At 49.5% G+C, this 24,990-nt stretch carries 36 protein-coding genes and 1 tRNA gene; 33 read left to right on the forward strand and 4 right to left on the reverse strand.

Going from position 1 to position 24,990, the window contains the following annotated elements:
• The 9 genes from AB4K05_RS21785 to AB4K05_RS21825 all read left to right on the forward strand — a co-directional run.
• The coding region (locus AB4K05_RS21785; RefSeq protein ID WP_368481906.1) for a tail fiber domain-containing protein at window positions 1-1,553 on the forward strand (1,553 nt) is incomplete at its 5' end.
• Complete coding sequence (locus AB4K05_RS21790; protein ID WP_022649954.1) at window positions 1,553-2,089, forward strand: hypothetical protein; 537 nt, start codon at window positions 1,553-1,555, stop codon at window positions 2,087-2,089. The genes AB4K05_RS21785 and AB4K05_RS21790, both read left to right, overlap by 1 nt.
• Before the next feature lie 43 nt (window positions 2,090-2,132).
• Complete coding sequence (locus tag AB4K05_RS21795; RefSeq protein ID WP_022649955.1) at window positions 2,133-2,387, forward strand: hypothetical protein; 255 nt, start codon at window positions 2,133-2,135, stop codon at window positions 2,385-2,387.
• Window positions 2,387-2,995: a hypothetical protein gene (locus AB4K05_RS21800; protein WP_022649956.1), complete on the forward strand. Its 609-nt coding sequence runs from the start codon at window positions 2,387-2,389 to the stop codon at window positions 2,993-2,995. The genes AB4K05_RS21795 and AB4K05_RS21800 overlap by 1 nt, the downstream gene beginning before the upstream one ends.
• Before the next feature lie 11 nt (window positions 2,996-3,006).
• Window positions 3,007-3,240 carry a lipoprotein gene (locus AB4K05_RS21805; RefSeq protein ID WP_016051632.1) on the forward strand — a complete coding sequence of 78 codons (234 nt, stop codon included), beginning with the start codon at window positions 3,007-3,009 and terminating at the stop codon, window positions 3,238-3,240.
• Window positions 3,241-3,332: 92 nt separating this feature from the next.
• Window positions 3,333-3,656, forward strand: a complete 324-nt coding sequence (locus AB4K05_RS21810; RefSeq protein ID WP_016051633.1) for a hypothetical protein — start codon at window positions 3,333-3,335, stop codon at window positions 3,654-3,656.
• A gap of 12 nt (window positions 3,657-3,668) precedes the next feature.
• The gene (locus AB4K05_RS21815; RefSeq protein ID WP_368481907.1) at window positions 3,669-4,361 is read left to right on the forward strand and encodes a hypothetical protein; all 693 of its coding nucleotides are present in this window, start codon (window positions 3,669-3,671) and stop codon (window positions 4,359-4,361) included.
• 1 nt (window position 4,362) lies between these two features.
• A complete protein-coding gene (locus AB4K05_RS21820) occupies window positions 4,363-4,614 on the forward strand; it encodes a hypothetical protein (RefSeq protein ID WP_000147960.1) in 252 nt (83 codons plus the stop codon).
• Window positions 4,607-4,771, forward strand: coding sequence for a hypothetical protein (locus AB4K05_RS21825; RefSeq protein ID WP_006812499.1), 165 nt, complete (start codon window positions 4,607-4,609; stop codon window positions 4,769-4,771). The genes AB4K05_RS21820 and AB4K05_RS21825 overlap by 8 nt, the downstream gene beginning before the upstream one ends.
• A gap of 26 nt (window positions 4,772-4,797) precedes the next feature.
• Here AB4K05_RS21825 and AB4K05_RS21830 read toward each other — a convergent pair whose 3' ends face one another.
• Together AB4K05_RS21830 and AB4K05_RS21835 are read right to left on the reverse strand one after the other, a co-directional pair.
• The gene (locus tag AB4K05_RS21830; RefSeq protein ID WP_006812498.1) at window positions 4,798-5,322 is read right to left on the reverse strand and encodes an N-acetyltransferase; all 525 of its coding nucleotides are present in this window, start codon (window positions 5,320-5,322) and stop codon (window positions 4,798-4,800) included.
• 3 nt (window positions 5,323-5,325) lie between these two features.
• Window positions 5,326-5,595, reverse strand: coding sequence for a DUF1778 domain-containing protein (locus tag AB4K05_RS21835; protein ID WP_006812497.1), 270 nt, complete (start codon window positions 5,593-5,595; stop codon window positions 5,326-5,328).
• Window positions 5,596-5,953: 358 nt separating this feature from the next.
• Between AB4K05_RS21835 and AB4K05_RS21840 the strand changes: the two genes are divergently transcribed.
• Window positions 5,954-6,619 (forward strand): AAA family ATPase, encoded by a 666-nt coding sequence (locus AB4K05_RS21840; protein WP_023315962.1) that lies wholly within the window; start codon window positions 5,954-5,956, stop codon window positions 6,617-6,619.
• Window positions 6,620-6,624: 5 nt separating this feature from the next.
• The gene (locus AB4K05_RS21845) at window positions 6,625-6,978 is read left to right on the forward strand and encodes a hypothetical protein (protein WP_160859104.1); all 354 of its coding nucleotides are present in this window, start codon (window positions 6,625-6,627) and stop codon (window positions 6,976-6,978) included.
• Window positions 6,979-7,019: 41 nt separating this feature from the next.
• Here AB4K05_RS21845 and AB4K05_RS21850 read toward each other — a convergent pair whose 3' ends face one another.
• Entirely contained in the window at window positions 7,020-7,817 is a 798-nt protein-coding gene (locus AB4K05_RS21850) for a DUF2971 domain-containing protein (protein WP_080338102.1), read from the reverse strand.
• A 263-nt stretch (window positions 7,818-8,080) separates the two neighbouring features.
• Here AB4K05_RS21850 and AB4K05_RS21855 point away from each other — a divergent pair, with 263 nt between their 5' ends.
• From AB4K05_RS21855 to AB4K05_RS21950, 20 genes are all read left to right on the forward strand, one after another.
• Entirely contained in the window at window positions 8,081-8,806 is a 726-nt protein-coding gene (locus AB4K05_RS21855) for a hypothetical protein (RefSeq protein WP_006812583.1), read from the forward strand.
• 60 nt (window positions 8,807-8,866) lie between these two features.
• Window positions 8,867-10,207, forward strand: a complete 1,341-nt coding sequence (locus tag AB4K05_RS21860; protein WP_006812582.1) for a DnaB-like helicase C-terminal domain-containing protein — start codon at window positions 8,867-8,869, stop codon at window positions 10,205-10,207.
• A gap of 89 nt (window positions 10,208-10,296) precedes the next feature.
• Window positions 10,297-11,481, forward strand: a complete 1,185-nt coding sequence (locus tag AB4K05_RS21865) for a DNA primase catalytic core, N-terminal domain protein (protein ID WP_049002222.1) — start codon at window positions 10,297-10,299, stop codon at window positions 11,479-11,481.
• Window positions 11,482-11,561: 80 nt separating this feature from the next.
• Window positions 11,562-12,356, forward strand: coding sequence for a hypothetical protein (locus AB4K05_RS21870; protein WP_022649965.1), 795 nt, complete (start codon window positions 11,562-11,564; stop codon window positions 12,354-12,356).
• 81 nt (window positions 12,357-12,437) lie between these two features.
• Window positions 12,438-12,914, forward strand: a complete 477-nt coding sequence (locus AB4K05_RS21875) for a hypothetical protein (RefSeq protein ID WP_022649966.1) — start codon at window positions 12,438-12,440, stop codon at window positions 12,912-12,914.
• Window positions 12,915-12,948: 34 nt separating this feature from the next.
• Complete coding sequence (locus AB4K05_RS21880) at window positions 12,949-14,271, forward strand: hypothetical protein (RefSeq protein ID WP_022649967.1); 1,323 nt, start codon at window positions 12,949-12,951, stop codon at window positions 14,269-14,271.
• Window positions 14,271-14,447, forward strand: coding sequence for a hypothetical protein (locus tag AB4K05_RS21885; protein ID WP_000901956.1), 177 nt, complete (start codon window positions 14,271-14,273; stop codon window positions 14,445-14,447). The genes AB4K05_RS21880 and AB4K05_RS21885 overlap by 1 nt, the downstream gene beginning before the upstream one ends.
• Complete coding sequence (locus AB4K05_RS21890; RefSeq protein ID WP_022649968.1) at window positions 14,431-14,643, forward strand: hypothetical protein; 213 nt, start codon at window positions 14,431-14,433, stop codon at window positions 14,641-14,643. Before AB4K05_RS21885 ends, AB4K05_RS21890 begins: the two co-directional genes overlap by 17 nt.
• Entirely contained in the window at window positions 14,643-14,795 is a 153-nt protein-coding gene (locus AB4K05_RS21895; RefSeq protein WP_000613550.1) for a hypothetical protein, read from the forward strand. Before AB4K05_RS21890 ends, AB4K05_RS21895 begins: the two co-directional genes overlap by 1 nt.
• On the forward strand, window positions 14,792-15,097 hold the full coding sequence (locus AB4K05_RS21900) for a hypothetical protein (protein WP_004110169.1): 306 nt from the start codon (window positions 14,792-14,794) through the stop codon (window positions 15,095-15,097). The genes AB4K05_RS21895 and AB4K05_RS21900 overlap by 4 nt, the downstream gene beginning before the upstream one ends.
• A gap of 749 nt (window positions 15,098-15,846) precedes the next feature.
• Window positions 15,847-15,921, forward strand: a tRNA-Asn gene (locus tag AB4K05_RS21905).
• A 302-nt stretch (window positions 15,922-16,223) separates the two neighbouring features.
• Complete coding sequence (locus tag AB4K05_RS21910; RefSeq protein ID WP_032655945.1) at window positions 16,224-16,778, forward strand: hypothetical protein; 555 nt, start codon at window positions 16,224-16,226, stop codon at window positions 16,776-16,778.
• Between the two features lie 40 nt (window positions 16,779-16,818).
• Complete coding sequence (locus AB4K05_RS21915) at window positions 16,819-17,610, forward strand: hypothetical protein (protein ID WP_227536916.1); 792 nt, start codon at window positions 16,819-16,821, stop codon at window positions 17,608-17,610.
• A gap of 113 nt (window positions 17,611-17,723) precedes the next feature.
• A complete protein-coding gene (gene phoH, locus AB4K05_RS21920; RefSeq protein ID WP_045339937.1) occupies window positions 17,724-18,497 on the forward strand; it encodes a phosphate starvation-inducible protein PhoH in 774 nt (257 codons plus the stop codon).
• A 10-nt stretch (window positions 18,498-18,507) separates the two neighbouring features.
• Window positions 18,508-18,711 carry a hypothetical protein gene (locus AB4K05_RS21925; RefSeq protein WP_032655937.1) on the forward strand — a complete coding sequence of 68 codons (204 nt, stop codon included), beginning with the start codon at window positions 18,508-18,510 and terminating at the stop codon, window positions 18,709-18,711.
• Window positions 18,712-18,726: 15 nt separating this feature from the next.
• A complete protein-coding gene (locus tag AB4K05_RS21930; RefSeq protein WP_032655934.1) occupies window positions 18,727-19,092 on the forward strand; it encodes a Gp49 family protein in 366 nt (121 codons plus the stop codon).
• Entirely contained in the window at window positions 19,092-19,337 is a 246-nt protein-coding gene (locus AB4K05_RS21935) for a GrxA family glutaredoxin (RefSeq protein ID WP_006812570.1), read from the forward strand. Before AB4K05_RS21930 ends, AB4K05_RS21935 begins: the two co-directional genes overlap by 1 nt.
• A gap of 96 nt (window positions 19,338-19,433) precedes the next feature.
• Window positions 19,434-19,958 carry a hypothetical protein gene (locus AB4K05_RS21940; protein WP_006812569.1) on the forward strand — a complete coding sequence of 175 codons (525 nt, stop codon included), beginning with the start codon at window positions 19,434-19,436 and terminating at the stop codon, window positions 19,956-19,958.
• Window positions 19,949-20,365, forward strand: a complete 417-nt coding sequence (locus tag AB4K05_RS21945) for a type II toxin-antitoxin system YafO family toxin (RefSeq protein ID WP_050597052.1) — start codon at window positions 19,949-19,951, stop codon at window positions 20,363-20,365. The genes AB4K05_RS21940 and AB4K05_RS21945 overlap by 10 nt, the downstream gene beginning before the upstream one ends.
• A 173-nt stretch (window positions 20,366-20,538) precedes the next feature.
• Window positions 20,539-21,645 carry a site-specific integrase gene (locus AB4K05_RS21950; RefSeq protein ID WP_045340011.1) on the forward strand — a complete coding sequence of 369 codons (1,107 nt, stop codon included), beginning with the start codon at window positions 20,539-20,541 and terminating at the stop codon, window positions 21,643-21,645.
• On the opposite strand, the gene AB4K05_RS21955 is transcribed toward AB4K05_RS21950, so the two are convergent.
• The gene (locus AB4K05_RS21955; protein WP_004110129.1) at window positions 21,637-22,023 is read right to left on the reverse strand and encodes a transcriptional regulator; all 387 of its coding nucleotides are present in this window, start codon (window positions 22,021-22,023) and stop codon (window positions 21,637-21,639) included. The genes AB4K05_RS21950 and AB4K05_RS21955 overlap by 9 nt on opposite strands.
• A 263-nt stretch (window positions 22,024-22,286) precedes the next feature.
• On the opposite strand from AB4K05_RS21955, the gene AB4K05_RS21960 reads away from it, so the two are divergent.
• Both AB4K05_RS21960 and AB4K05_RS21965 read left to right on the forward strand, forming a co-directional pair.
• A complete protein-coding gene (locus AB4K05_RS21960) occupies window positions 22,287-22,499 on the forward strand; it encodes a hypothetical protein (protein ID WP_046340568.1) in 213 nt (70 codons plus the stop codon).
• Window positions 22,500-22,608: 109 nt separating this feature from the next.
• Window positions 22,609-24,975, forward strand: coding sequence for a porphyrin biosynthesis protein (locus AB4K05_RS21965; protein ID WP_080112986.1), 2,367 nt, complete (start codon window positions 22,609-22,611; stop codon window positions 24,973-24,975).
• Window positions 24,976-24,990: the final 15 nt, after the last annotated feature.

The following is a 24,990-nucleotide window of genomic DNA, read 5'->3' on the forward strand; positions in this document are numbered from 1 at the left end:
TCGATGGCTCCGCAGATATCAATCTACCAGGCGTAAATACATCGGGTAATCAGAATACTTCCGGTAATGCAGCCACAGCGACGAAGCTGCAGGCGGCCCGAAAAATTGGTGGGGTTTCTTTTGATGGGTCAGCCGATATCAACTTACCTGGCGTAAACACAGCAGGCAATCAGAGCACTACGGGCAATGCTGGTACGGCGACAAAACTGCAAACAGCGCGAAAAATTGGCGGAGTTTCTTTTGATGGGTCAACTGATATCAATTTGCCGGGCGTAAATACTGCGGGTAATCAGAGTACAACAGGCAATGCAGCAACAGCGACTAAGCTACAGACCCCAAGAACGATTAATAACGTGTCTTTTGACGGGTCAGCAAATATCTCCATTCCCACACTTGTGTCACGCGGGAGAGTCGCAGCGCTGGAAGCTAACTCCCAGGGGGCAATGCCCGGCATACAAATGTATGAAGCCTACAGCAACAATTACCCAACGACTTATGGCAACGTCATTCATCTTAAAGGTGCGGCGTCTTCAGGTGAAGGTGAACTATTGATTGGCTGGAGCGGAACGAGCGGTACTCATGCGCCAGTTTACGTTCGTTCTCGCCGTGATGCTAGTGATGCAAATTGGTCGGCGTGGGCACAGCTCTACACCACACTCAACAAGCCGAGCGCCGCAGATGTGGGGGCTTTGCCTTTGTCCGGTGGCACGCTTTCAGGTGGTCTGACTGCAGCAGGGGATATCATTTCCAGATCGGCCAACGCCTACCGCGCGGCATATGGCAACTATGGTTTCTTTATCAGAAATGATGGGGGGAACACCTATTTCCTTTTGACCGCATCTGGAGATCCGCTTGGAAGTTGGAATGCTTTACGACCGATTACTATTGCAAACGCAAGCGGTGCAGTTTCAATGGGGAATGGCTTGAGCGTTGGGGGAGGGGTGGATGTCACGAGCGGAAATATCCGAATCCCGACGTCGAGCACATCGTGGATCGACATGAGGACTAACGCTGCGCTTTCAAACAGCTCCGCTGTAAATACCTCCTCCGCATCAGCAATTGTTCGTCAGGAGCACGCCGATCGTTACTTTATGGTCGGTGGGTTGGGGAACTCGCAGTTCGGGTTCTACATGATTAACAAATCGCGTACTGCTAACGGAACGGATGCACAGGCTTTTCTGCAGAACGATGGCGTGTGGTATTGCGGTGGCAATGGTAGTTTTAACGACGTTTATATCCGCTCTGACCGTCGTAGCAAACGTAATATTCGCAAGATTGAACGGGCGCTCGACAAGTTAGAGCGGATTGAAGGCGTTCTATATGAAATTCAGGTCTATGACCGTTACGAACAGTCTGGCGGTCTTATCGCGCAGGACGTTCAGAAGGTCCAGCCTGAGCTGGTAACTGTCGACCACAATGATCAGTCCGGCCAAGCGCGTTTACGTCTGAACTATAACGGTGTGATCGGCATGTTGGTCGAGGCTGTGAAGGAGTTACGTGAAGAAGTGCGCGAACTCCGTGGAGAAATGTCTGTTTTAAAGGGAGGTAATTGATGGCTATTGGCTCCGGATGGGTCGGGTCGTCAGCCGTCGCAACAACTGGTCAGCGGTGGATGTCCGCCGCTGGCTCGGCTGTTAAGGTCGGCACACCGTTCTGGATGAGTGGCTTGGTTGGTAAATCTACTGCCGACTTTACCATCACAACTGGACGCAGTACTTATGATGCCCGCGTGCAGGTAACAAACATGCAGTGGGTCGTTGTGTCCACTAACTACACCGGTTTTGCAACCGCTACAGGCAGTATCCAGAATGTACTCAGTAACGTTCTAACCGTGCGCCCTACTGGTTCTCTAAGCGGTAGCTTGTTTGGTTGTGAAATCCGACATTTTTATCAACCAAGCGGTTATCAAAATCTCTATTTGGGATTGGTTAATGGGCCTGCACAAAACTTTAATCTATCTCTTAATGGTACTGTGCTGTCGTTTGTCAATTATATGTACCTGAATGGGGTGCGGACTTATTACGCATTAACTGCACAAAACTGGTTTTTCAATCAGGTAGGAGCGACGTTTACCGTCTCCAGAGTCTGATTTTAAGAGGTACGTTAGTGCCTCTTTTCACGGAGGGAAAATAATGAGTTATGGAGCAAAAATCTGGTCGCCTAGCCGTCAGGAAATGGTTGACGCATTAGCGCCAATTTATTATCTGGATTATTTTCTACCGACAGGTAGTGGCAGCAGAAGTTATGCAATTGAGCCAGGTATGTCAATTGATTACTACATAATGGAAACAATCAATGGATATATTGGAAGTGTTTCGGTATCGGGCAACTCGATTAACTGGTCTGATGCTCGCGGTACAATTTATATATTGGTGTTTCAGAAATAATGTACGGCAGCAAAATTGTTCGTTCTGATGGGAAGGTCTGGATGTCTCCAAGTCTTACCCCGATGGTGTTCCAAAGTAAGCATGTGGTGTCGTTGCGAGGTGGAAGTGAGTTCAATACTGGCCTGTCTCCAGATCGGTCGCCTATTGTTTTCGTTGCTTATTCAAAGGCTGTTTCGCTGCTCGCAAGCCGATTAGTTCGCAATAACCAGGTTATTTACAGCTTCGGTGGGGTAGGCAGCGACTCCAGTGTAACGGTGTATGTGTTCGCAACTGGCATTTCAAAAAAAGAGAAGTGGGGGATGAGTTTCTTTAATTCATCGGGGGTGGAGATCTATAACACGGCAAATATTCCATTGTCATTTACGTTTCTTGATAATAAGAGCTGGAACAGCGGAGATAAACACAACTTTGATTATCCAGTAGCTATTGTGCCTACATATGCTAACGCATTCGCCATACCGATGCCGGGTGGTGCGAAGACCCTAGTATACGGTTACACATGTTATGGGAACACCGTGAGTTCGATTCTCGTTAATGAAATTAACGGTGGAGCTACATTAGCTATCAATAACCGAGTTCCAGTTTTGAACAGAAACCTCTACGGATAACGGAGAATAGAATGAAAAAGATGATATTAATTTTAGGTATGGCTTTAACTTTGACTGCGTGCCAGAAACTACCAGAGCCGGTTTGCTATGGGCGAGCAATGGTAGGCGGCGTTGACACTGGTGTGCCAATCTATGCGATTAAGAAAGAAGGGCATTACACATTATACCGTGCAGGTAGTGTCTTTAACTGGCGTTGGGTCGGCTCTGGTGCTTTCACCTCACTAAGCTCATGCCCAAAAATTTAAAGCTCATTTTGTAGGTAAGTGCTTACCTACAAAATGCAATTAAATTGTGATATAAAACTGCCATCCCGATTTGACTTTTCATGGAGGAAATCATGTCGAACGAGATGGCAGGCGTAACGCCTGAGCAGGTTGAACGCATTGCCGCAATCGTTGCGCGTGAAGTCGTTGGAAAATTAGGTAAGGAGTTGCGTGAAGAAATTGGCCAGGAGGTCAATGACCAGCTCAAAACCTACTTTGGCGATATGACGCCTGCACAACACAGCATTCAGCACTCCAACCTGGACAAACTTCTTAACCGGCTCGACACCATCTCCAGCGGGTTCTTTGGCGGCATTATCTCAAAGATTACGTCGTTCCTGATTACCGCGCTGCTGCTGGGGTTAGCCGCCTACGGCGTCAAGAATGGACTGCAATAAAGGAGATCAAGGATGAAAACTCCAAGAGGTATTCGTAACAACAACCCAGGCAATCTCGATAAGGGGTCGCCGTGGCAGGGGCTTATTAGCAACCCTTCCGAACCACGTTTCTGCACGTTCAAAGATCCCGTATGGGGGATTCGAGCGCTGGCGGTAACGCTCATCACTTACCACGACAAGCGCCGGGCGAAGGACGGCTCAAGCATCGATACCATTCGCGAGGTCATCGAGCGCTGGGCGCCGCCAAACGAAAACAACACCAGCGCCTACGTGAACGAGGTATCTAAAGCCGTTGGTGTCACCCCGGACATGATCATCGATCTACACGACTACGACACTCTGCGTCCGTTGGTAGAGGCGATCATTCGGCACGAGAACGGCCGTGGCCCACTGAAAACGCCAAACACCTGGTATGCGGCAGAAGTTATTGAGGAAGGTCTGCGTCGCGCTGGCGTCGTTAAGCCGATCAAGACGGTTAAAGCGGTTCCTGTGACCAAAGAAACGGCTGGCGCAACTGTCACGGCAGGTATTGGGCTGGCGCAGCTGGCCGACGTAATGCCCCAAGTGTCTGTGGCGATGGATAAGGCGCAGGGACACATCACCAGTGGTGATACGGTTCGGATCATCTTCGGTATCGCGACCATTGTGGTGGCTGGCTTTATCGCCTGGTCACAGGTGCGAAAACACCAGAACGGGATGGTCTGATATGACCGGCAGCCTATTTTCAAAGCTGAAGTTTGCTCTGATGACTCTGGCTGCCGTTCTTTTCGTGCTTGTCGGTGCTTATACGATGGGAGGTCGTGCGGCCCGGCAAGCAATCGAAGAGAAGGCCAGACAGGAGGACAGGAAAAGGCTTCAAAGCACAGTGGACGTCAAAAATGAGACACTTAATGAAGTGCGGCGGAAAGATGCTTCTGCTGTTCATCGCGAGCTGCATGATAAGTGGCTGCGTGATTAAGACACAGACTTCCGGCGTGCTGTTCTGCGATGCAGCAAACCCTATTTATGTCAGTAACGACGACTTTATGACCGAAGAGACGGAACGCGAGATCCTCTTCCATAACACGATGGGAGAGCGATTGTGCAACTGGCAGGACAGACAAGCCTTGAATTAAAACAGCCCCTCAATCGAGGGGCTTCTTTATTTTCCACCAAACAACTTCTCAATGCCTTTTGTGGGATAGAACAGCGAATTGGCGTTATCACCCGTAAGAGGGGTAAAGCCTAACTGCTTATAAAACCGCATCGCATTCTCATTTTTGGCGTCAACAAACAAAGCGTAGATCCCAACGGCCAGGGAAGCCCGGTATACCACTTTCATCGCATGTGCCACCAGCGTTTCCCCATACCCTTGTCGCTGGATACTTTTGTCTATTGCCAGACGACCGAGCGTAACGCTTGGGGCGTCGGAATAGGGGACTTTACGCTGTTGAGTGTTGGAAGGAAGCGTGTTTCTTGCAAAGCAGCTCCCGGACAACGTGTAAAACCCCATCACTTTCGGTATCGGATCTCTCGTCAGAAGCAGATATCCGCGTAATATACGCCCGCTGTGTTGCTGGGCGAGGCGATTGTTAAGAAAATCATTGAGAGACGTTTCTCCGCAGTCGAAGCATGAGAAATCATATACAGCCTCTTCTGAAAACATCTCAATGGTCAGGTTGGCCACGTCTTACTCCATGCTTTGTAGACGCTCGGCAGCTCGTTTCAGCCTATCATTCGGTGCAGGCGGGTTACTGATGGCATCCATCACTATATTCCATGACTCTTCGCTAAGAATCAGGCGACGATGTTGCTCTATCACTTCCGCAGCACGTTCAGAGGCACTGGCAACCATAAACTGAGTAATTGTCTGGTTGGTCATTGCCGCAGCTTCTTCGATCATGCTCTTGTCGTCGTCGGTTAATCTGAGATCGATGCGCTGTTTTTTCAGTGCTGACATGCTTGTACTCCTAGCCCCACGCCTTGACTCGCGAGGCATCTCTATAGTCGATTTTTCAGTTTTCAGTTTTCAGTTTTCAGTTTTCAGTTTTCAGTTTTTCGATTTTCAGTTTTTCGATTTTCAGTTTTTCGCATTTAGTTTTGTAGACGGATTACGCCACTCTTTGTACGGCATCTTTCCGTACAAGAACTATAAAGCCAATCGAACAAACTTTCAACTGATTGTTTGTCCTGTGAGCCAACACCCGTACTGCCTATCATTTCACCTTTACACCGTAGCCGTAGGCATTTAGGCTATATCGCATATAAGAAAACAAGTTGTTTCATACGACAATAATTCACGCAAAGGGAACTCACCAATGACCAGGATCATTGTGGTTGGCGGCACAAAAGGCGGCCCAGGCAAATCTACCGTTGCCCAGCAAATTGCGGTATGCCTCAAAGTTAAAAAGAAAAAGAAGACTCACGTCACCGACATTGATATTCAGCGCACCACAACGAGCTGGTGTGAAGACCGTCGCCAGAACGAAGATCTTGAGCTAATCCCGTTCGCATACGTTCAGGACGACATCGTCAAACACATCAAATCGCTGAAGGGACGCTACGATTACGTCGTCATTGATGCGGGTGGTTTTGACTCCGAAATTCAGCGACAAGCGATGCTGCTGGCAGACTTCATCATTATCCCGCTGCGCCCTAAGCGTCGTGATTTGAAATCCCTGCGTGATATCGACCCGATTATCGACAACGTTCGCAACGTGAACGAGACTGTGAAGATCCGCGCGGTAGTGAACCAGTGTCCGTCACTGCCTTCCCAGGCGTCACGTATTCTGGCGGCGAAAGAAATTGTCGAGACATTCGGCATCGAGGCTGCGCCGGTTAACCTGTACAACCGTAACGTTTATGACGATGCGGAAGAGGCGGGTCGTTCTATCTTTGAAATGACTGGCGCCGAACGCGATAAGAAGGCAGAAGCCGAGTTCGAAGAGTTTGTAGATTACATCATGAGTCTGGAGGAAGAATAATGTCCATGAGAATGGGAGACCTTGCAAAGCGCAAAGATCCGGAAGAACCGGTAAAAAGCAGCACCCCAATGCGCCAGCCAGTCAGACCGCAGGGGCGTCCGACTCGTGGGAAAGAGAAGATTAAGAGCCGCACAATGTCGCTGGAAGACGAGTACTTCGATCTGCTGGAGATGATGAAGTTCATCCCTCGTTTCGAGAAATTCACCCGTTCTGACGTGATTCGTGCAGCCATTTTCCATCTGGCAGAGAAGTCGCCGCAGGAAATCGAAGACATCGTGAAACTGAACGAGGCGATCACCGCTGCCGACGTCACGATGCGCACCGATGAAATCAAGCGTGAGCTGATGAAGAAAGGCTAGTTATGATGAAGCGAACACAAACCGCTTGTGTTCGCTTCATCTCAAATTTCGTTTTTTTCGAATGCTGATATCACACCGGCAAGAATACCGAAATCAGCGCTAGGCCAATCAGTAAGCAGACTCATATCATAATCCGTTTTATCTAAGTCCCAAGTTCCCCTCTTGAAACAACATTTTTGGATTTTAATATTGTTATCCAAAATGCCATTTCTTAAATTATCATTTTCGAGTGCTGTAAGTTCAAAATCCTCATTGTTGATTCCTATGAATATCTCTTTAATAATATTTGTGCCTGGCGCCTTGTATATATAAAACCTATCTTCTTCATCAACACCGATAGGTATCAATTTGTCACTTTCAATAACAATTCGAACTTCTTTCTCATATTTCCAATGTTGGCTTTTTCTAAATAAGACCTTTTTAACTATATCCTTGTTTTTAAAGTTTTTATCGGAGATGATGACTCTGGATTTGTCTCGTTCATCGAGATAATCAATACCCCCTTCATTCGCAGTGATTAAACAAAGATTCTCATCGTGAAACCCTGCTAATTCGGTATCAATGCCAACAACATAACCTCTGTGGTGTTGAGCATAGTGAGACCACATTAGCACTTCTAAAGGTGATCTTGATAAGCATAGACTGGCTAGGTCTGAATTGATCTTTGAGCGAAACGTCAAATGCGCTAGCGAGTCTTCATCTTCAGAGGCAAACGATACACCGTAGGTTTCGAAAGGATCATTGAACTGACCAACTGGAGTAAATTTGAAGCTGGTTGCGTCATGATCAAAAAACAGTTTTAAAGTTTCTTCTGGGACGTATTTGTACAATATCATCATGTCGCCTTTTGTTGAGGTTTAGAAAGGATTATGCACTTTTTTGTGTTTCATTACAGCACTCAGAATCTGGTGGAGACTTCGAGTTCAGAACCTGCTTCTGTATATAAATACTAAGTTACTTATTATTATTTATACGGAAGCAGGTCTTTTTCTATGCCAACTTCTCAGACACATTCCCTTCCGTTTCCACTTCCAAAAGCTGTCTCCAGTCGCTATGATTCGCTCATTATGATAAGTAAGTATCTACCTATCAGGCGGAGCACATGAGCCAGATCTTCTTTAACACTATTAACAACGATCAGTACGACTTCATGACCGAGTGGGACACCACAGTCATGGACAAGTGGGTGGCCGAGAATATTGGGCTGTCACGCTGCAAGGATGAGGCGGAGTTGTTCGAGACAAAGTGGTTTGATTACCGCGACATGCACCCGCTTATGGCCACATGCCTCTTCACTGAGGCATACAAGCGCCAGTACTCATACATCATGCTGTCGCATGGCCGCGAACACTATGAGACGGCCCAATTCACTACCGGTTTGAAACGTGTGCCGTATCAGGAGCTGTCGACGGCCAACAAAACATCTCTCTGGAAAGCACGCCAGTTTGCCGACCAGTACTGCTGCTCTTATGACTACTTCATTTCTACCGTTCTTTCCGCAGCTGCACGCCGTCTGTGGGACAAATTACCTCGCCCCCAGCATCTCTGGCAGCCCGAGCTGATTGAGATATTCGAAGAGAAGTTAGCCAAACGCGCTGTAACCCGTCTGGATGACTCTCTGGTGAGTTTTAAGCATCTGGGAGACATGCAGCACGACCCGATTCAAGAACGCTATTTTGAGTGGGTTCTGGAGCGTCTGCGTGGCATTACCCGAGACAAACGTGTCCGCATCATCTTCTCCGCTGTCTGGTTGATGGAAATCGTGCCTGAGCGTGTGATTTACGCGCACTTCCCGGAAGAACTGGAAGAAGCACGGCGATTCTGTTGATCCCCTATTTGGCTTTTTTAGTATTAGAAAACAAATTGTTTAAGCACCAAAGGAAAGCACATGACCGAACTTTGCCACACAGGACGAGGGTTGTCTGAAGAGTTCGATGACGACTTCCAGAATCGACTCGCAGCCTACTTCTGTCGCGACCATGAGTTTCTGACTCGCGCCGGTGATCTGGTTGCGCCAAACCAGTTCTCCAATGCGGCCAACGCCATTCTGGTGAACATGGTGTCGGGCTACTACAGAATGTATAAGAGCGCACCATCATCGTCGGCCATACTCGACATGCTCAAACGCGCCAAACGCGATAAGACGATCCGCGAAGAGCTGTTCCCCGACGTCGTTGAGGCGTTTAAGCGGATTCTCGCTGAGAAGCTGTCAGACACGGCGTACATGGTCGACCAGGTCGCCACGTTCGCCAAAAGCGTAGCATTCGACGACGCGCTGATTAAAGCGGCTGAGATGAAAGAGAAGGGCGATTTCCAGGGCGCGATGGCAATCATGGCTAAAGTCCAGCAAATCGGCTCTAACGAAGCGACCGGCATTTACGATTACTTCTCTGAATCAGCAGAGCGTTACAAGGCGCGTGAGTATGAAGCGTCCGACGATTACGTGCCAAACAGCATCACAACGGGTCTACCGCTGCTCGACAAGCTGCTTTACCAGAAAGGCTGGGCAAAGCGTGAAATGGTGCTGTTCATGGGCTTCGCGAAGTCTGGTAAATCGACGGCGATGGGTGAGTTCTCCATCAACGCCACGCTTGCCGGTTACAACGTCCTGTATCTGTCGCTGGAAGTTCACACCTCCATTCTGTCAGATCGCTTTGACGCCCGTCTGTCTGAGACCGAAATGTCCAAGCTGGTGGAGCGCCGCGACGACGTCCATCGCAAACTGGCAGAGCTGGGCGCGACGAAAGGCGTGGGGAGCTTGTGGATTGTTGAACGACCGTCCGGAAGCATGTCGCCTGCAGATCTGGATCGTATGTTGGGCAGCATGAAAGCCAATGGCATGATCCCCGACATGGTCGTGGTCGACTACGCTGACCTGATGCGTGCCAGCTACGACCTCCGCGACGACCGCGCCAACATTCGCAGCATCTACACTGACCTGCGTGCGCTGTACGACAAACACAACGTTGCCGGCATCACTGCATCGCAGACTAACAGGGAAGGTGGTGCTTCAGAGGTGGCTACAATGATGCACGCAGCGGACAACATCGAGAAGGTGCGTATCGCTGACCTCGTTATCACGATCAACAAAACGGAAGAGGAAGAAGCGAAAGGCGAAGCGCGTCTGTACTTCGCTGGTTCACGTAACCAGAAAGGCGGCGTAAGCATCCGCGTTAAGCAGAACCTCGAACAAATGCGATTCATCGAACGCATTATGGACGTCCTCTAAAAAAAGAAGGCGTGGAGAAACGCTCTCCACGCCGGTCTCCATAAGAGAACAAATTTTCTCTTTTGCCAAAGCCACAAAAGAAAAAACACATGAGCCTTTATGGTATTCAAATACCGAGGATTATCAAGATATTACCTGCAAAAAGTAGGGTTAAGAACGTGAGCGACTTGAAAGAATTACTGACCGAGCTGGATTTTGAACAATGGCTCGATATGGAAGGAATCATCTACCGTCGTGGTGGCGTCAGTACTCGTGGACGTGAGGTGAATATCAAGGAGTGTCCGGTATGCGGCAGCTCAAACTGGAAGGTTTATTTCAACCTGACCAATGGCGTCGGCAAATGCTTTGCTGGTGATCATCCCGAAGAGATTCAGTTCAACAAGCTGGTCTTCCTCAAGCACTACAGCGGCAAATCCCGTCGCGATTTTGAAGAGTACGTCCAGAACGCGCTGATCTCACAAGGATGGGCGCCGAAGACGGAAGAGGTCGTGCTGGCCAGCAAGGTTGAACTCGAAGGGCCAGTAGCTCTCCCGCGCCATTACGAACTCCCCATTGACGGTCGTCTTCCTGATTATCTGGTGGAGCGCCATATCTCCCCGGAGCTGGCCAAATACTTTGATCTGCGTTACTGCGTCGAAGGCAAGCACGCATACGTCGATCCGTACACAGACCAGGTCAAAGGGCAGGTGTTTGATATGCGCATCCTGATACCGGTTTACGATCTGGATGGCGTGATGAAGACCTTCCAGGGGCGTGACATTACCGGTGCAGCAGAACGCCGTTATCTCTTCCCCATGCAGCTGCCGGCGTCGGGTAAGTTTCTCTACAACGGCCACAATGCAGTCGGAAAACAAACGGTCGTTGTGTGTGAAGGGGCATTTGACGTAATGGGCGTGAAGCGAGCCATCTTCGACGAAGAGACGCTGCGGGATTATGTAGAGCCAATTGGCACGTTCGGGATGCACTTGTCCGGAAATATGAATGAGGACGCTGAAGATCAGTTAGGCGCGTTCCTGACGCTCAAGGCGCGTGGATTACGCAACGTCATCATGATGTGGGACAGCGAAAAGCAAGCGATCCGCAACACCATGTCAGCGGCCAAACGTCTCACCAGCATCGGACTGAATGTCAAAGTGGCCTGTCTGGGCGAAGAAGGTCTCGACCCCGGCGACGCGACGCCAGAGCAGATACTAAAAGCCTATTATCGTGCCAAGCCGTACTCCAGACAGTTGGAGCTACAAAGCAAGGTACTCGGCATTAAAGCTCTTGTATAAATTGCACGCCTTTAATGATAAGTAGATACATACTTATTTTTCTGTAAGAATATGCTCGACGAAGGAATTGAGGAACCTTTATGAAAGCAGATATTCAGAAGTCCGTTACCGAAATTATCGACAAATCAGGCGTAGAAATTGATACAGAAGAGCGCCAGAAGATTATCGATGAGGCGATCCAAACTGCGCTGGAGCACATCGCCACGTCTGTGAGCACAGCACCTCTTGGGGAAGGCTCGAAATACATGCGGGTATGGGTTCGTTTTGGAGAGTCCCCGGAGCTGCCTGGTGTTAAACAGAAACGCGCGGCACTCGTGGCGTTCACTCGCAAAATGAAGGACGCAACGGTCGAAGTACGTGCCGGTGCATGGTACGACGGTCGCGTTGTCTACACCAATCAGGCGGTGTGTGATGAAGGTGAACGATTTGAGGAAATTGTCGACGCAACTCTTCGCGCGATCAAAGGCAGGGCTGGTGTAGAGGATGATCCGTCTATCGCGGCGTTCCTGAGCATTGTCGAACTGCCTGAAGTTACCGAACGCGTTACCGATCTGACAACACCACCTGGTTTGCTGGAATTGGTGGTCAGTGGCGATACCAAAAAAGCCGTTGAGCGCATTCGTGAGGTGGAATACGGCATCATCTGCGATATGTGCCGCAGCGACTTAGACCTGGTGCGCATCATTGTTGACGCGGGTCAGGCATGTGACGGTGTGCTCGCCAGTTTTGCAGGGCAGGTGGCACGCCTGGCCAACGAGCTGCCGATGATTAAACAGGAGGCAAAATCATACGCCGTCCACCATGCCAACGATTTACTGGAGCCATACCGGTTCGAAGCCGCTCAGGACAAAATGACTGGCTGGGCGACCTGGTAAACCTCGAAAAACCATTTAGCCCCCTGGTGGGGCTTTTTTAAACTGCGCTTAATAAGTAAGTACACGACTACGGTTAGAAGCATGTCCACAAGAACAGATTTGTCGAAAATCCCGTCTATCTCCGGAAACAACGGTTATTCGCTGCGCTGTCCGGAAGTGAAGATCAACGGCCATGAGGCCCATTGCAGCTATACAGTCTGCCAGCACACCATCCTCGCCTACAAAGAGAAGCGCCTCCCGGCGACATCGTTCCAGTCCTGCGCTGCGGCCATTGCTGCTGGCAAATGCCAGGCGCTGAAGATGATGGTCGAAGAGATCCGCAAAGGCGAACAGCTCTACTTCATCGATATGGCTGCGCTTATCAAAGAAGTGGAAGAGCAAAACGACCACGCCAGAACGCTAACCCGGAAGCGCAACACCATGACGATTAACAGTCTGGTTAAACGCACGAAGAAAACAGAACCAGCCAAACCCGAAACCACGTCCACCGATTCACTGGCGCCCGTCACTGACGTGTACGCGGCACTCATTGAAGAAGCAACCAAAGAAAACACATGAAAACTCCCGAGCGACCGATGGAGGTTAAACACTAATGGAAAAACTGATCGCCCTAAAGCACAAGCTGGATGCCATAAAAACGATGGGAACCAACGCCAAGAAAGAGGCGCTGGCCAACCTTGATGAATTTGAGCAGAGCATGGTCTCGCTAATGCTCAACCCATTCATTCGATTCGGTGTGAAGAAGTACAAAGTGGCCGAGCCACTCGATACTTCCGTACCCAGCGATCAGAAGGTAGTCGAGCTGCTGGAGAAGCTGGCGGCGCGCGAACTGACCGGGAACGCGGCCATTACTGCTGTCGAATCACTCGTTGCCTCAATGTGCGCTGACGGGCAGGACGTGTTTCGTCGCTTCCTGCTGAAAGATCCGAAAGCCGGCGTCGGCATTAGCCTGTGCAACAAGGTGTTCGAAAACCCAATTCCGAAGTTTGAGGTACAGCTGGCGTCTCCGTACAAGGAGAAAGGCGACAAATACCCATTTAAACAAAACCCAAAGGCCAAGTGGCCAATGATCGGCAGCCTCAAACTCGATGGTCTCCGGGTTATCTGCGAAGTTATCGTTGACGAGGAAGAGGTGAACTTCTTGACGCGTACCGGCAATCCGATTACGTCACTCGATCACCTTAAACCAGCCATGCTTGAGCGAGGCAGACTCTCCGGTTTCAAGCACATCTTTTTCGATGGTGAGGGTACTGCAGGTACGTTCAACCAGTCCGTGTCGGCGCTTCGCAAGAAGAACGTGACAGCCATTGGTGCCGTTTACCATATCTTCGATTTCTTCTTACCGGAGTGGCGTGCTCAGGCAAAAAGCAAAGAGTACCTGAAGACCGGCATGAAGCTGAAAGAGCGCCTGGCTATGCTGGTGGCGTTATTCCGCAACACTTGCGGGGAAGATTACGCGCAAGATATCCACCTGCATCCGTTCTACATCATCCATAGCCATGAAGACTTTATCGAACGCTTCATGAAGCGCCTGGACGAGAACGAAGAGGGGGAGATGGGCAAAGATCCGGATTCTGTTTACGAGTTCAAGCGTACCCGCAGCTGGTGGAAGCTGAAAGATGAGGATTCCGAAGACGGTGAAATCATCGACTTCGAGCCAGGCGACCCGGACTCAGGCTTTGCACATACGCTGGGCAAGATAGTGATTCGTCTGGAGAACGGCGTCATCGTTCGTGCCAGCGGTATCAAGCATAAGTACCTGGATGAAATCTGGAACAATCAGGAGAAGTATCGTGGACGCATCGTCGAGGTTCACTGCCATGAGAAAACGCCAGACGGTAGCTTACGCCACCCACGTCTGAAGTGGCCGAAATGTCTGCGAGATACCGAAGACCGTATTGGAGATAAAGACTGATGCTCGGCTGGATGATTGTATTTTTGGTCGTCGGCATTGTTATCGGCAGTCTGGTTATGTCCAGCTGCATCAACGATTACGTAAAAGCCGGTGTCATGCAGAGGCGCGGCCGCATTTACCGCATTGTAGATATCACGTACACACTGAAGGAGATTAAGGATGATCATGTTAAGTAAACGGGAGAAAGAAACTCTGCGTGAAATCAGCCAGTGGAAACAGTTCTACGCCAACTGGAAGCCAAAGACCCGCGCCAAACTGGAACGTATGAATCTTGTCGCTAACGTTTCGCCAAAAGGATGTGTGGAGAACTATCAACTCACTGAAAAAGGACACTCACTGTTACAGCAATTGACTGAGGCGGGGGCGTTCTGATGATTCCATACATCCTGTTATCTTTTGCTGGGGGCGTGGCCCTCGGCTTCAGTATCTGTCGCGATCTGGTCAGGCAGGAACTGAAAACCAAAACGCTTCGCATCGGTAAGCGTCTGTATCGGGTTGTTCACGAGACGGGAGTGCAGAAATGAGCAATTTGACCTCATTCGACTGGTGGCTGGCAACCTACCTTGTGGCGGCCGGCTTCGGATATGCCTTTTACATTGGTCAGTTAATCGTAAAGCTACTGCTGATCAGATTTGCCAGCCATAAACGCATAGACGACGGTCTGTGGCGCCTGGGTTCTCTGCTGGAGACTCACTACGGCGAACTCAAGGAGAACGAAACTATCACTATTCAAGCGAAGCGTTTTACGGCCATCATCACGAGAACGCCGGAACAGAAGGTGAGTTTGATCAAAAAGATAGCAACTGAACGAGTCACAGAAAAATAAGTATTTACTTACTTATCTAATATGTATAAGATTCACTTGTTTTCGTTGAGACGCGACTGTTTGAACGTTAAATATAACTGCAAACGAAGATACGTACCTGGCAGTAGCCTAAGAAGCCAAACACCAGCGAGGTCAGTTTCCAGCCTCGTCACCGAAATGGGACACACTGAGCGAGTGTGATTGCAGAACGCAGGATAGGGCATGTTGCACCACCCATGCCCTATTCGATGAAGTAACAGGATGGGCGGTTGGTTTTCCTCATTCCATTCCATCATCCCGGTTTCAGCCAGCTGACCGTCCATCCTGTTACGTCATTTCCATTACTTATGTCGTTTAATCTTGGGTTAAAAGCGGCGACGTAACCCGGCTGGCTTGGTTAGCCAGCGCACAACGTTGAGGTCACTGTTTTTCTTTTAATCATACAGGTGATTCCACAGAGCTGTAGTGACTGATCGATATGTTGGGTCGAACATAAATCGGTTCAGTGGCCTCAACGTTGTGAAAGCAGGATTCTTTAACCCTCTGGTGAAATCATTGTTGCCTATGTAGCCCCTGGTTTCACAACATGGATGATTCCATACATCCAATAAGATCGAAGAGTCTGGCGGCCATCAACCGCCGAGAAGGATTCCAGATCTTCGCTCTATGTGAGCGAGCCACAAGCCTCGTCTGGCACTAACGTAAAGTGCAAGTTGCGGGAAAGTTCTTGGTTGCCTGGTTGTCCATGAACAAGTACCGCCGCGAAAAATGATGGTGTAGCTCAGTGGTAGAGCGGTTGACTGTTAATCAACTGGTCGGTGGTTCGAGTCCACCCACCATCGCCAACACAGCGCTGAACGGTTTGGAGTTCGCCACCACCGTCCGAACGGAAAGACTCCGCAAATGTCGCCAGACCGTTCAGCGCTGTGATAGACACGGCAGACGTTCTTAACCATTGATTCCTAGCATTGTACCAACACTTTTTAGCGCAAAAATCAAAGGGGCTTCGGCCCCTTTTTTGCTGGGTTGACTCCAGAATATTTCCACGTATGGTTTTACCACCTTTGGGCCTTCATTTAGCAACGGCAGCATTAGACTGCCTGCATGTGGGTGATAGGATGTGGCAGCAAAACATGGAGATAAGCCAATGAAAAAGCGCAACCTCAATATTCTCGCATCTCTGGTGATCGCGCTCGCTCTGACGGGATGTAACGAGTCTGAAGTAGATAAAATCACGCTGATAGGCCAAGACAAAAACGCTCTTGAGAGCCAGTACAAAACCCACTTTGAAAAACGAACCCCAAACATCGAAGCCTTCGCTCTGTTCGATAAAACCGCGGCTGAAGGCAAGGAACCGCATACCACTGGTGGATTAATTGACGGCAAAGTTGAGTCGAGCATGACTACTAACGTCGGCAAATATACCTTCATGCAGCTCGACGAAATGCTTACTAAAGAATACGGTAAGCCGGTTGCCACTAAAGACCAGGTATTTGATGAGACAGCCTTGAATGGACTGGAATGCGCCAAGACAATGTCATGTGCAGCGGGAAAGTATTATGAGGTATTCCGCGGCAAAGAGCGCCTGATCATGATGATAAACGGTGCCGGTTTCATGAATAAAGATGAGGGCGTAACGTTACTTACCTTTACCGACAAACACTTAAAAACGGCGCGTCTGGAAGAAGACAAACGCCACTAACAAACAACCATATGATTTTTTAAACACAGCGAGGTTAAACGTGAGTAACAGAGATGATTTTCCCCAATCGGTGAAGCGAACACTGGCCGAACGCGTAGGCTGGAAATGCTCTTTTCTTGGCTGCAACCAGGTAACAGTTGGCCCGGATAGCAGCAATCCAAACGGCAGGATTAATAATGGGATTGCGGCCCATATTACGGCAGCTGCAAAAGGCGGCCCGAGATATGACTCTAGTTTGACCCAAGAACAGAGAAGCTCGATTGATAACGGTATATGGATGTGTCGTTCACATGCCGCACTCATCGACTCTGACTACGTTGTCTATTCCACTCCACAATTGAAACTTTGGAAACAGCAGGCCGAAACTCAGCAAGCTCTACTGCTCCAGATGACGCACCAGGTGAGCCAAAACAATTACTCAGAAAGAGACATCGGTGTTCTAAATTCTATTACTGATATTTTTAATTACAACTACCTCCAAATACTGAAGAACGAGCAGTTCCGAGTAAAAGTAAGTACCAACATTACCGACCCTCTCTACGCTTTTGATGATATTGCAAACAATCCCTTTTACAGCTTCAATGATGTTGTTTTAGAAGGACTTCGTATAGCGTTGATCGGCAAAGTTAACAACTTTTGGGCGCTGTTCAGACAGCATTGCGCTGGAGGGTATGGCGGGTATTATGACTATATAGACATACCCAAAATCAGACAGTTCCGCCCTGATGAGGTTGAACGCCATTACGATATAATTAACGAAACCCAAGATCTGGCGTATGACATCAGTGTCGCGGCACAAAAATTACTCGAAATTAGAGCAAAACTGCCGTGAGTCATGAAGATACCCCTCTACATGGTAGAGGGATAACACACGCAAAATAGGTAATGACTTACCTATTATTTGTCGGTATAGTTCTTTCAGTTACTCACTTGAAAGGACTCAATATGGGAAACAAACGTAAACAGGCGCGTCGCGCAGCTCGTCAGGCTCTGAAGTCAAAACCACGCATCCACGGCTACGAAATTGACACAATCATCGTTGACGAGCTGGCCGCCGCCCCTGCTCTGCCACCAAAACCTAAACGCGACAACTCTCCCATCGAAGCGCGTAACGAGGCCCAGGCCCACTATCTTATCTCTCTCGATACCAAACCTCTGACGTTCGCCACTGGTGAAGCCGGTTGCGGCAAGACCTACCTGGCTGCTGCCGTCGCAGCGCAGCGTCTGCTGGATAAGGAAGTCGGGAAGATCATCGTGACGCGTCCGGTATTGCAAGCAGAAGAAGATCTGGGCTTCCTTCCGGGCGACATGAGCGAGAAGTTCGCTCCGTTCTTCCGGCCCGTCTATGACGTGCTACAGAAGCGTTTGGGTGGCTCGTTCCTTGAATATTGCTTAAAGCCAGAGGTGGCCAAAGTAGAGATTGCCCCCTTCGCTTACATGCGTGGGCGCACGTTCGAGAATGCTGTAGTCATTCTCGATGAGGCGCAAAACGTTACAGCGTCACAAATGAAAATGTTTCTGACCCGTATGGGCGAGAACGTAACCGTCATTGTGAACGGAGATGTGACGCAATGCGACCTGCCAGGCAATGTTAAGTCTGGTCTGGAAGATGCACTGGAGCGTTTTAAACCTTCCTCCCATGTTGGCCTTATTGAGTTTGCGACCGAAGACTGCGTGCGTTCTGAGCTATGCAAAGTCGCACTGGAAGCCTATCAGTAAGGGAAAGCCAATGACCAAAGAGTACCTGCCACACCAGAAACGTGTCATGGATGAACACGAAGAACTGTGTGGCCGCATCAAAGAACTGGAGGCGTACATTGCCGGCGACGAGTTTGCTCGCCTGCTGTATGTCGACCGCATCATCCTCATTAAGCAGCTGGACACGATGAAGGCGTATGACCTGATTCTTCGTGCTCGGATCGCTCGTTTTTAACGTAAGGAAACCAAAATGACCGATATGGATATCGAAAACGAGATTGTGGCCAAAGGCAAAACGGCCGCGCGTGTTACCCCGGAACGCATTGAAGCTGTTATCTCAGGCGAGTTTTACTTTACCGGCGCGGACGGATATCGCAGCTCACCGTTGTGGCTGAAGCAGGAAGAGCCTGAACCGGCCCCGCAATCACTCGAACTGCTGACCTTCTGCGTTCTTGTGCTGGAGAACGGCTACACCGTAACCGGCGAGTCTGCGTGCGCCAGCCCGGAGAACTTTGATCCGGAGATCGGACGTAAAATTGCACGCCAGAACGCGATTGCCAAAATCTGGCCCCTGGAAGGCTATCTTCTCAAGCAGCAGCTGCACGAGGTGAAGTGATGAAGGTCGTTATCTACGGACGGGATAATTGCTCATACTGCAAACGTGCGGTCGAGCTGGCGAAGCAGCTCCACGGCCACGGCTTTGGCGATTATGAATACATCGATATTGTGTCTGCCGGGATCGACAAAGAGAAGTTGAGCGACCTGGTTGGCAAGCCGGTGGAAACCATACCGCAGGTGTTCGTAAATGGCGAACCTATCGGGGGTTATACGGAATTTGCTGCTTTTGCGAGCACCCTGTAATACAATACGGCTCCTTTTGGGGCCGTTTCTGTTTGTCGCAGTTTCAGGGAACGCGTACACTTAGTTACGAGCCAGCAAAAAGCAGGCAGATAAATCATGAAAGACTCAATCACCAAAATCGCAATGGTTGTGGCACTGGCACTAAGCAGCCTGTCACACGGATCTTATGCCAAAGACCACACCCATGAACGCAGCGCTATTACTTCAGGGGCGAGCGCACCATCCCTCGCAGAACTGCGCGAAAGTGTGGGTAAAATCCAGGAAGTCACCGCTGATGGCCGTGAAATTTACGCCAGACTGGATGCGCTAGCAGAACATGATTTTGAGCAGGCAAAGTTTGCCGCAGAAGGCTTGCGTGCTGATGTAATTGGCTCCCTGGCAATTGCCGAGTTCTTATTCCAGGCATTACCAGAGATGTCGATCATCCGGTCTTACGACAAAAACTCCACTGAATACAAGCTATGCAGGGCTGTCGCTGAGATGCGTCACGGGGCCAAAAATCTCGATAATCTGGTTAATCAGATCCTGACAGTTAGCCCTCTTCGCGAATCAGAAATTAGCCATGCGGCTCTTGCTGTTCTGGCAGCCAGTGGCACAGAGGCTTCGACCAAATGGCTCTGATTGTCGAGATCAACCCCGATACACGCGCCGAATTTTTAGACCCCACTTTCAATAAGTTCCCTGGATTGGAACAGCAGCTCATAGACGAATTTATTTACTGCAAGGAGCACAACGCCACAACGGATATCTTCGGCAATGACGCCGTCTTCACTTTTCCACCTTATGCCGTAGACGCTCAACTCGCTCGCATCCACATCAAGCTACCCGACGAACAACCCTGGCCACCTCGCACTCCAGATCGGCAGAAGAAGAGTAATACTTATTTAGTTTATGCACAGCATTTGTGGAATCCGGACAGATACTCCATTCTTGCACTTGTTACCCCAGCACACGATCTCATGAGCGCCGCCAACACACAGTTAATCTCCCACTTTTCAGCCTGTGCTGAAGATTTTCACAACCGCTAAAATCATCTTGCTTGTTTCTCAGATTTAAAAAAATCGACTCTCAATGATTCCATACCTATTAAGTATGGAATCATTGTACAAAACAGGCTATTTTATGGTTGATCATACAAAAACTTATGCCTAATATACTGTTTATACATACAGTAAAAAGGGCTTCACTCAGTGAGTGGACGATGAAAAACACCTTTGATAAAGCACGCGCAGCAGAAAACACCTCTCGGGAAGCCATCGAGTACCTCGAACGCGCTTCCGGTTTGTCGGCAGTGTCGACCGCCAAATTCGACGGAGACATGTCGTTTTCTTCCGCCTTCATGTTATTCACTCGCTTATCTTTACTGATAACGAGGCGTCGACCTGAAATAGCCGTTCATTGTGTTTTGATACATGTAATGCCGCATATCTCTGATGTAAAGGTAAGTGATATAAGTAGGGTCTTGGTCAACCAGCTGGTGAACCCACTGATACTGGAAGGCAAGATCGTCCAGGGCAGACGCGTGTTCTCCCTGATGAAACAGTTCCTGAGCTGGTGCGCCTTTCAGGGGCTGATTGATACATCACCGTTGAATGATATGTCGCTCAATAGAGTTGCCGGTGGCGCAAAGCCAGTGCCGCGCGAACGTAAGCTGACGGACGCCGAGGTCTGGGTATTCTGGAACGTCTGGGATTACTTCAATGTGTGCGAAGGCACAAAGTGGGCGGCCAGGCTCTGTCTTGTCGCTGCCAGACGACCCGATGAAGTGCTCCGGGCCAGAAAGGATGAGTTCAACCTTCAACGTGATGTATGGAATCAAGGTACGCGAAACAAATCGGCCAGACAGCACGCGCTGCCGTTAAGCCCATTGATGCGTCAATGCGTGGAAGAGTTGTTCGAGTACGGGAAAGACAGCCAGTGGCTCGTTCCTTCGAATAAGAAGAAGGGCGTGGATACGCCAATGTCTAAGGTGGCCATTGCCCAGGCACTGAGAAGGATACTGGAACGACCTGAGTTGATGGAGGTTGAGTCATTCACCCCACGCGATCTGAGACGTACAGCGCGTAGTTATTTCCCTGCTCTGGGGATTAATCAGGAGGTGGCCCGTAAGATTATGAACCACAGTCTTGAAGGGATAGATCGCGTCTATGATCGCCACGATTATATGGATGAGATGCGAGACGCCTTGAATAACTTCTCAACGTACATCGCATCTATCGTTAATCAAACAGACTTAGACGAGATAGACCACAAATTCAAGGGAGATCGTCTAGCCACGGAGCTTATTCGTGTAAATTTCTCACAGTGACTTGATGGCCTCTACCACCTTTTCTGACGCACCCTGTTGACCGTCAAAACGGTTACGGAACGCTTCTAGAACGAGTTTTTCATCAGCGGAGAGAGGTGCAGTGCCCTCTTCGCGAAAAAACTCAAGCAGCTCAGGATGACGTTCTTCCAGAACCATCAGCATCAGTCGAACCGGATCTGCCTCCAGTGCTTCGGCTAAAGCTCGAACCTTATCGACTGGAAGTGGGATTTTGCCGCTTTTGATGAGGGAGAGGTTGTTGGCGTTCTTGTACCCAACCTCTTTGGCAATGGTAGCCTGACTTTTAGGCGAGATTGTGATTAACGAGTCAATGTAAGCTGCGTAGCGACCTTGTTTGATCTCTGTTTCGTTGGTAGCCATGTAGTGAACCTTGCGTGTTTTGTTTATCTCTGGTAAGTGCTTACTGATATTACAGCAAAGGCCAGGGTTGTAAAGACTTATCTATTTAATTTCGATAGGCACAAAACCCCGGCATACCGCCATTATACTATGGTTTTTAAGCAATTTGTCACTATTCTCTTACAGAAAAAAGTAAGACGTATCTGATATAGGTGCATTCCATATTGATACAATAGGTAGTAGTATTGCCGAACTTTCAAATGTGTTCAGTTGGATGATATGAAATGAAAAATATAACTTCTAAATTGACCGCCCTTGAGGTTGGACACGCATATGCGATTGGACTGGATGGCGTCGCGACGATCCTGACAGAACTAGAATCTGAAGAGCTTCCCGTGGACATGAATGACACGACCGTTTTCGCTTTTGAACTCAAAAATAAGCATTTCACTCTCATCAATACTGGTTGCGGCTCTCTGGCCGTAAGAACCAATTAACACATATTCCTGCCTATAGATGCCTGTACGAACAGCTGAGTTGCCTGTTCGTACAGTGATAAATTACGCACATCAGAAAACAAATTGTTTTAATAACAAGGAAATTCTCATGTCCAAAGCCATGACCAGATCTGTGCTGAAAGAGGTACAGGACTTTCGCGACTGCGTAAAACGAGTTGTAGCGATGCTATCAGGAAAACAGATACCTGTTGCAGAGCGAGGCAATGAAGCATATGTCCGCTACAACCGGCGCGGCGAACCAGTGCTGGTAAACATCCCATCTATACCGGACGACGCGTCACCAACCCTCATGAACGCAGTACGTGGTTTTCTCGACCATGAGATAGCCCATATCCTCTTTACTGATCCGAAAGTCGCAATGAAGATGCGAGAGAGAGGAAAGGCTCCGTCTACCGGGCTTTGGAACGCGCTGGAAGACGTTTTTATTGAACGCAGAATGGGGCAGGTATTCAACGGAACCCGTCGCAATTTGCTGGCCACACAGAACCTGGTGATCGACAAATACTTCAAGGGCAAAGTGTCAGAGGCGGTTTCAATCTGCCACGGCAACCAGCGTGAATTGTTCCTGAAATTCTTCCTTTGCCCGGTCGTTCGCGCCTGGGATGGCCAAAGCCCTTTCATCGACTTTATGGAAGAACACTGGCACCTCATCGATAAGCCTGTAGCCTTGCTCAAAGAGCATGGCATCGACGTGGCCGTTCGCAATATGTCGAACACAGAAGACTGCGTGAAGGTCGCAGCTGCTATCGCCCAAATCATGCAGGATATGAAAGACAAGCCAGAGGGCAAATTACCAGAGCTTAAATCGTCTGCTAGGAAGCCGTCGAAGAGTGAGGACGAGTCAGAGGAAACCCCAGAAGCCGGTGACGAACCGACTCATAGTGAATCAGCACCAAAGCGTACCAAAGGCGAAGACGACGACAAGGAAGAGCAAGAAGATGATGCCTCAGAAGAGGAAGAGTCTGGGGATTCTGATTTGCCTGAATCAGTAGATAAGGACTTACCTACAGAGGATAAAGAAATTAGTGATACAGAAAGTAAATATACAGAAGCAGGCGAAGAAGAATCAGGAGACACCCCAGAATCCGATGATGCCGGCATGGAATCAGGTGATTCTGATGACGAAGGTGGTAGTGATGACACTGGCTCTCCAACGCCTGGTGATGGCATTCGCGAAGACGCCGATGACTCCGATGGTTATGGCTCTGGCGCCGCTGGCGATGGTGATGGTGATGACGGCGAAGACTCCGATGCCAGTCACGGGGAGTCGGAAGGAGAAGGCGAAGAGGAAGATGACGCCGCCGATCACACAGACGGCGAAGGTAAAGAAAATGAGGATGCCGCGGAAGCGCCTGAAGACAGTGAGTCAGGCTTTGTTCCTGCTCCGGATGAAATGACTCTGGAGGACGCACTCAAGGCGCTCGACGAGATGGAAGACGGAACAGGCGAAATGACCGAAGACGCACTGTCGGCCACCATCAGCAAAGAGCTTATGAGCACCTCACTTTCTGAGTATCGCCCATACGATCGTTCATACGACTTTATCGGGTTGATTGATGAGGCTGAAGAGCATGTAAAGCGCACCAGAAAGACGTTTGGCGCAATCCCAATGCACTCACCGGTCGATCGCTACCGCATGGTTCCGGAAGGCAGAAGGCTCTTTGAACTGAAAATCGAAAAACATCTGTCAGCAGGCGTTTCTTCGACTCTGGCCAAAGACCTGGAGCGAGCTATCGCCAGCCGCAATCGAGTCCAGTTTATCCCAGGCCAGAGACGTGGACGGATACATGGCGCGAACCTGTATCGTCTGGCAATGAACGACGACCGCGTGTTCCGCAAGAAAGAAGACCACAGAGCGGTGAACGCGTGCGTCCAGCAGGTGATCGACTTGTCCGGCTCAATGGGCGGCAGGAAGATTCAACTGGCACTCGCCAGCGCCTACACCATTGCGGATGCTCTGGATCGTATCAATGTGCCTAACATCATCACCGGCTTTACCACGTTTGGTAGCCCAGATTATGAAACCATGTCGAAGCGCGGGTTTACTCGTTTCGAGGCGCTAATGCTGCCCATTATCAAAAACTGGAATGAGAAAGCCAACTCTCCAGAGATCCGCGCCCGCATGGGCTGCGTGTGTGAGACGTTCCCCCTGCTCAATAACGTCGATGGTGAGAGCGTCGCGCAGCTGGCGACTCTGTTTGCAGGGCGAATGGAGGACAAGAAGATCATGCTGGTTATGAGCGACGGGGCGCCATGTGCTGCAGGCGATGGGTTCCATCAGCATTTGCGAACCGTCACCAAAGAAATTGAGACGTTGAGTGACATCGATTTGATGGCTATCGGCGTTCTGACCGACGCACCACGGCGTTACTACAAAAATTACGCACTGGTAAACAGCGTAGAAGAGTTAGGGCCGTCAGTCGTCACAGAGCTATCTCGTATCATTCTTGGGTAATTGGTTTACCCGTAA

It is taken from the genome of Kluyvera sp. STS39-E (assembly GCF_040932435.1).
Lineage (GTDB): Bacteria > Pseudomonadota > Gammaproteobacteria > Enterobacterales > Enterobacteriaceae > Kluyvera.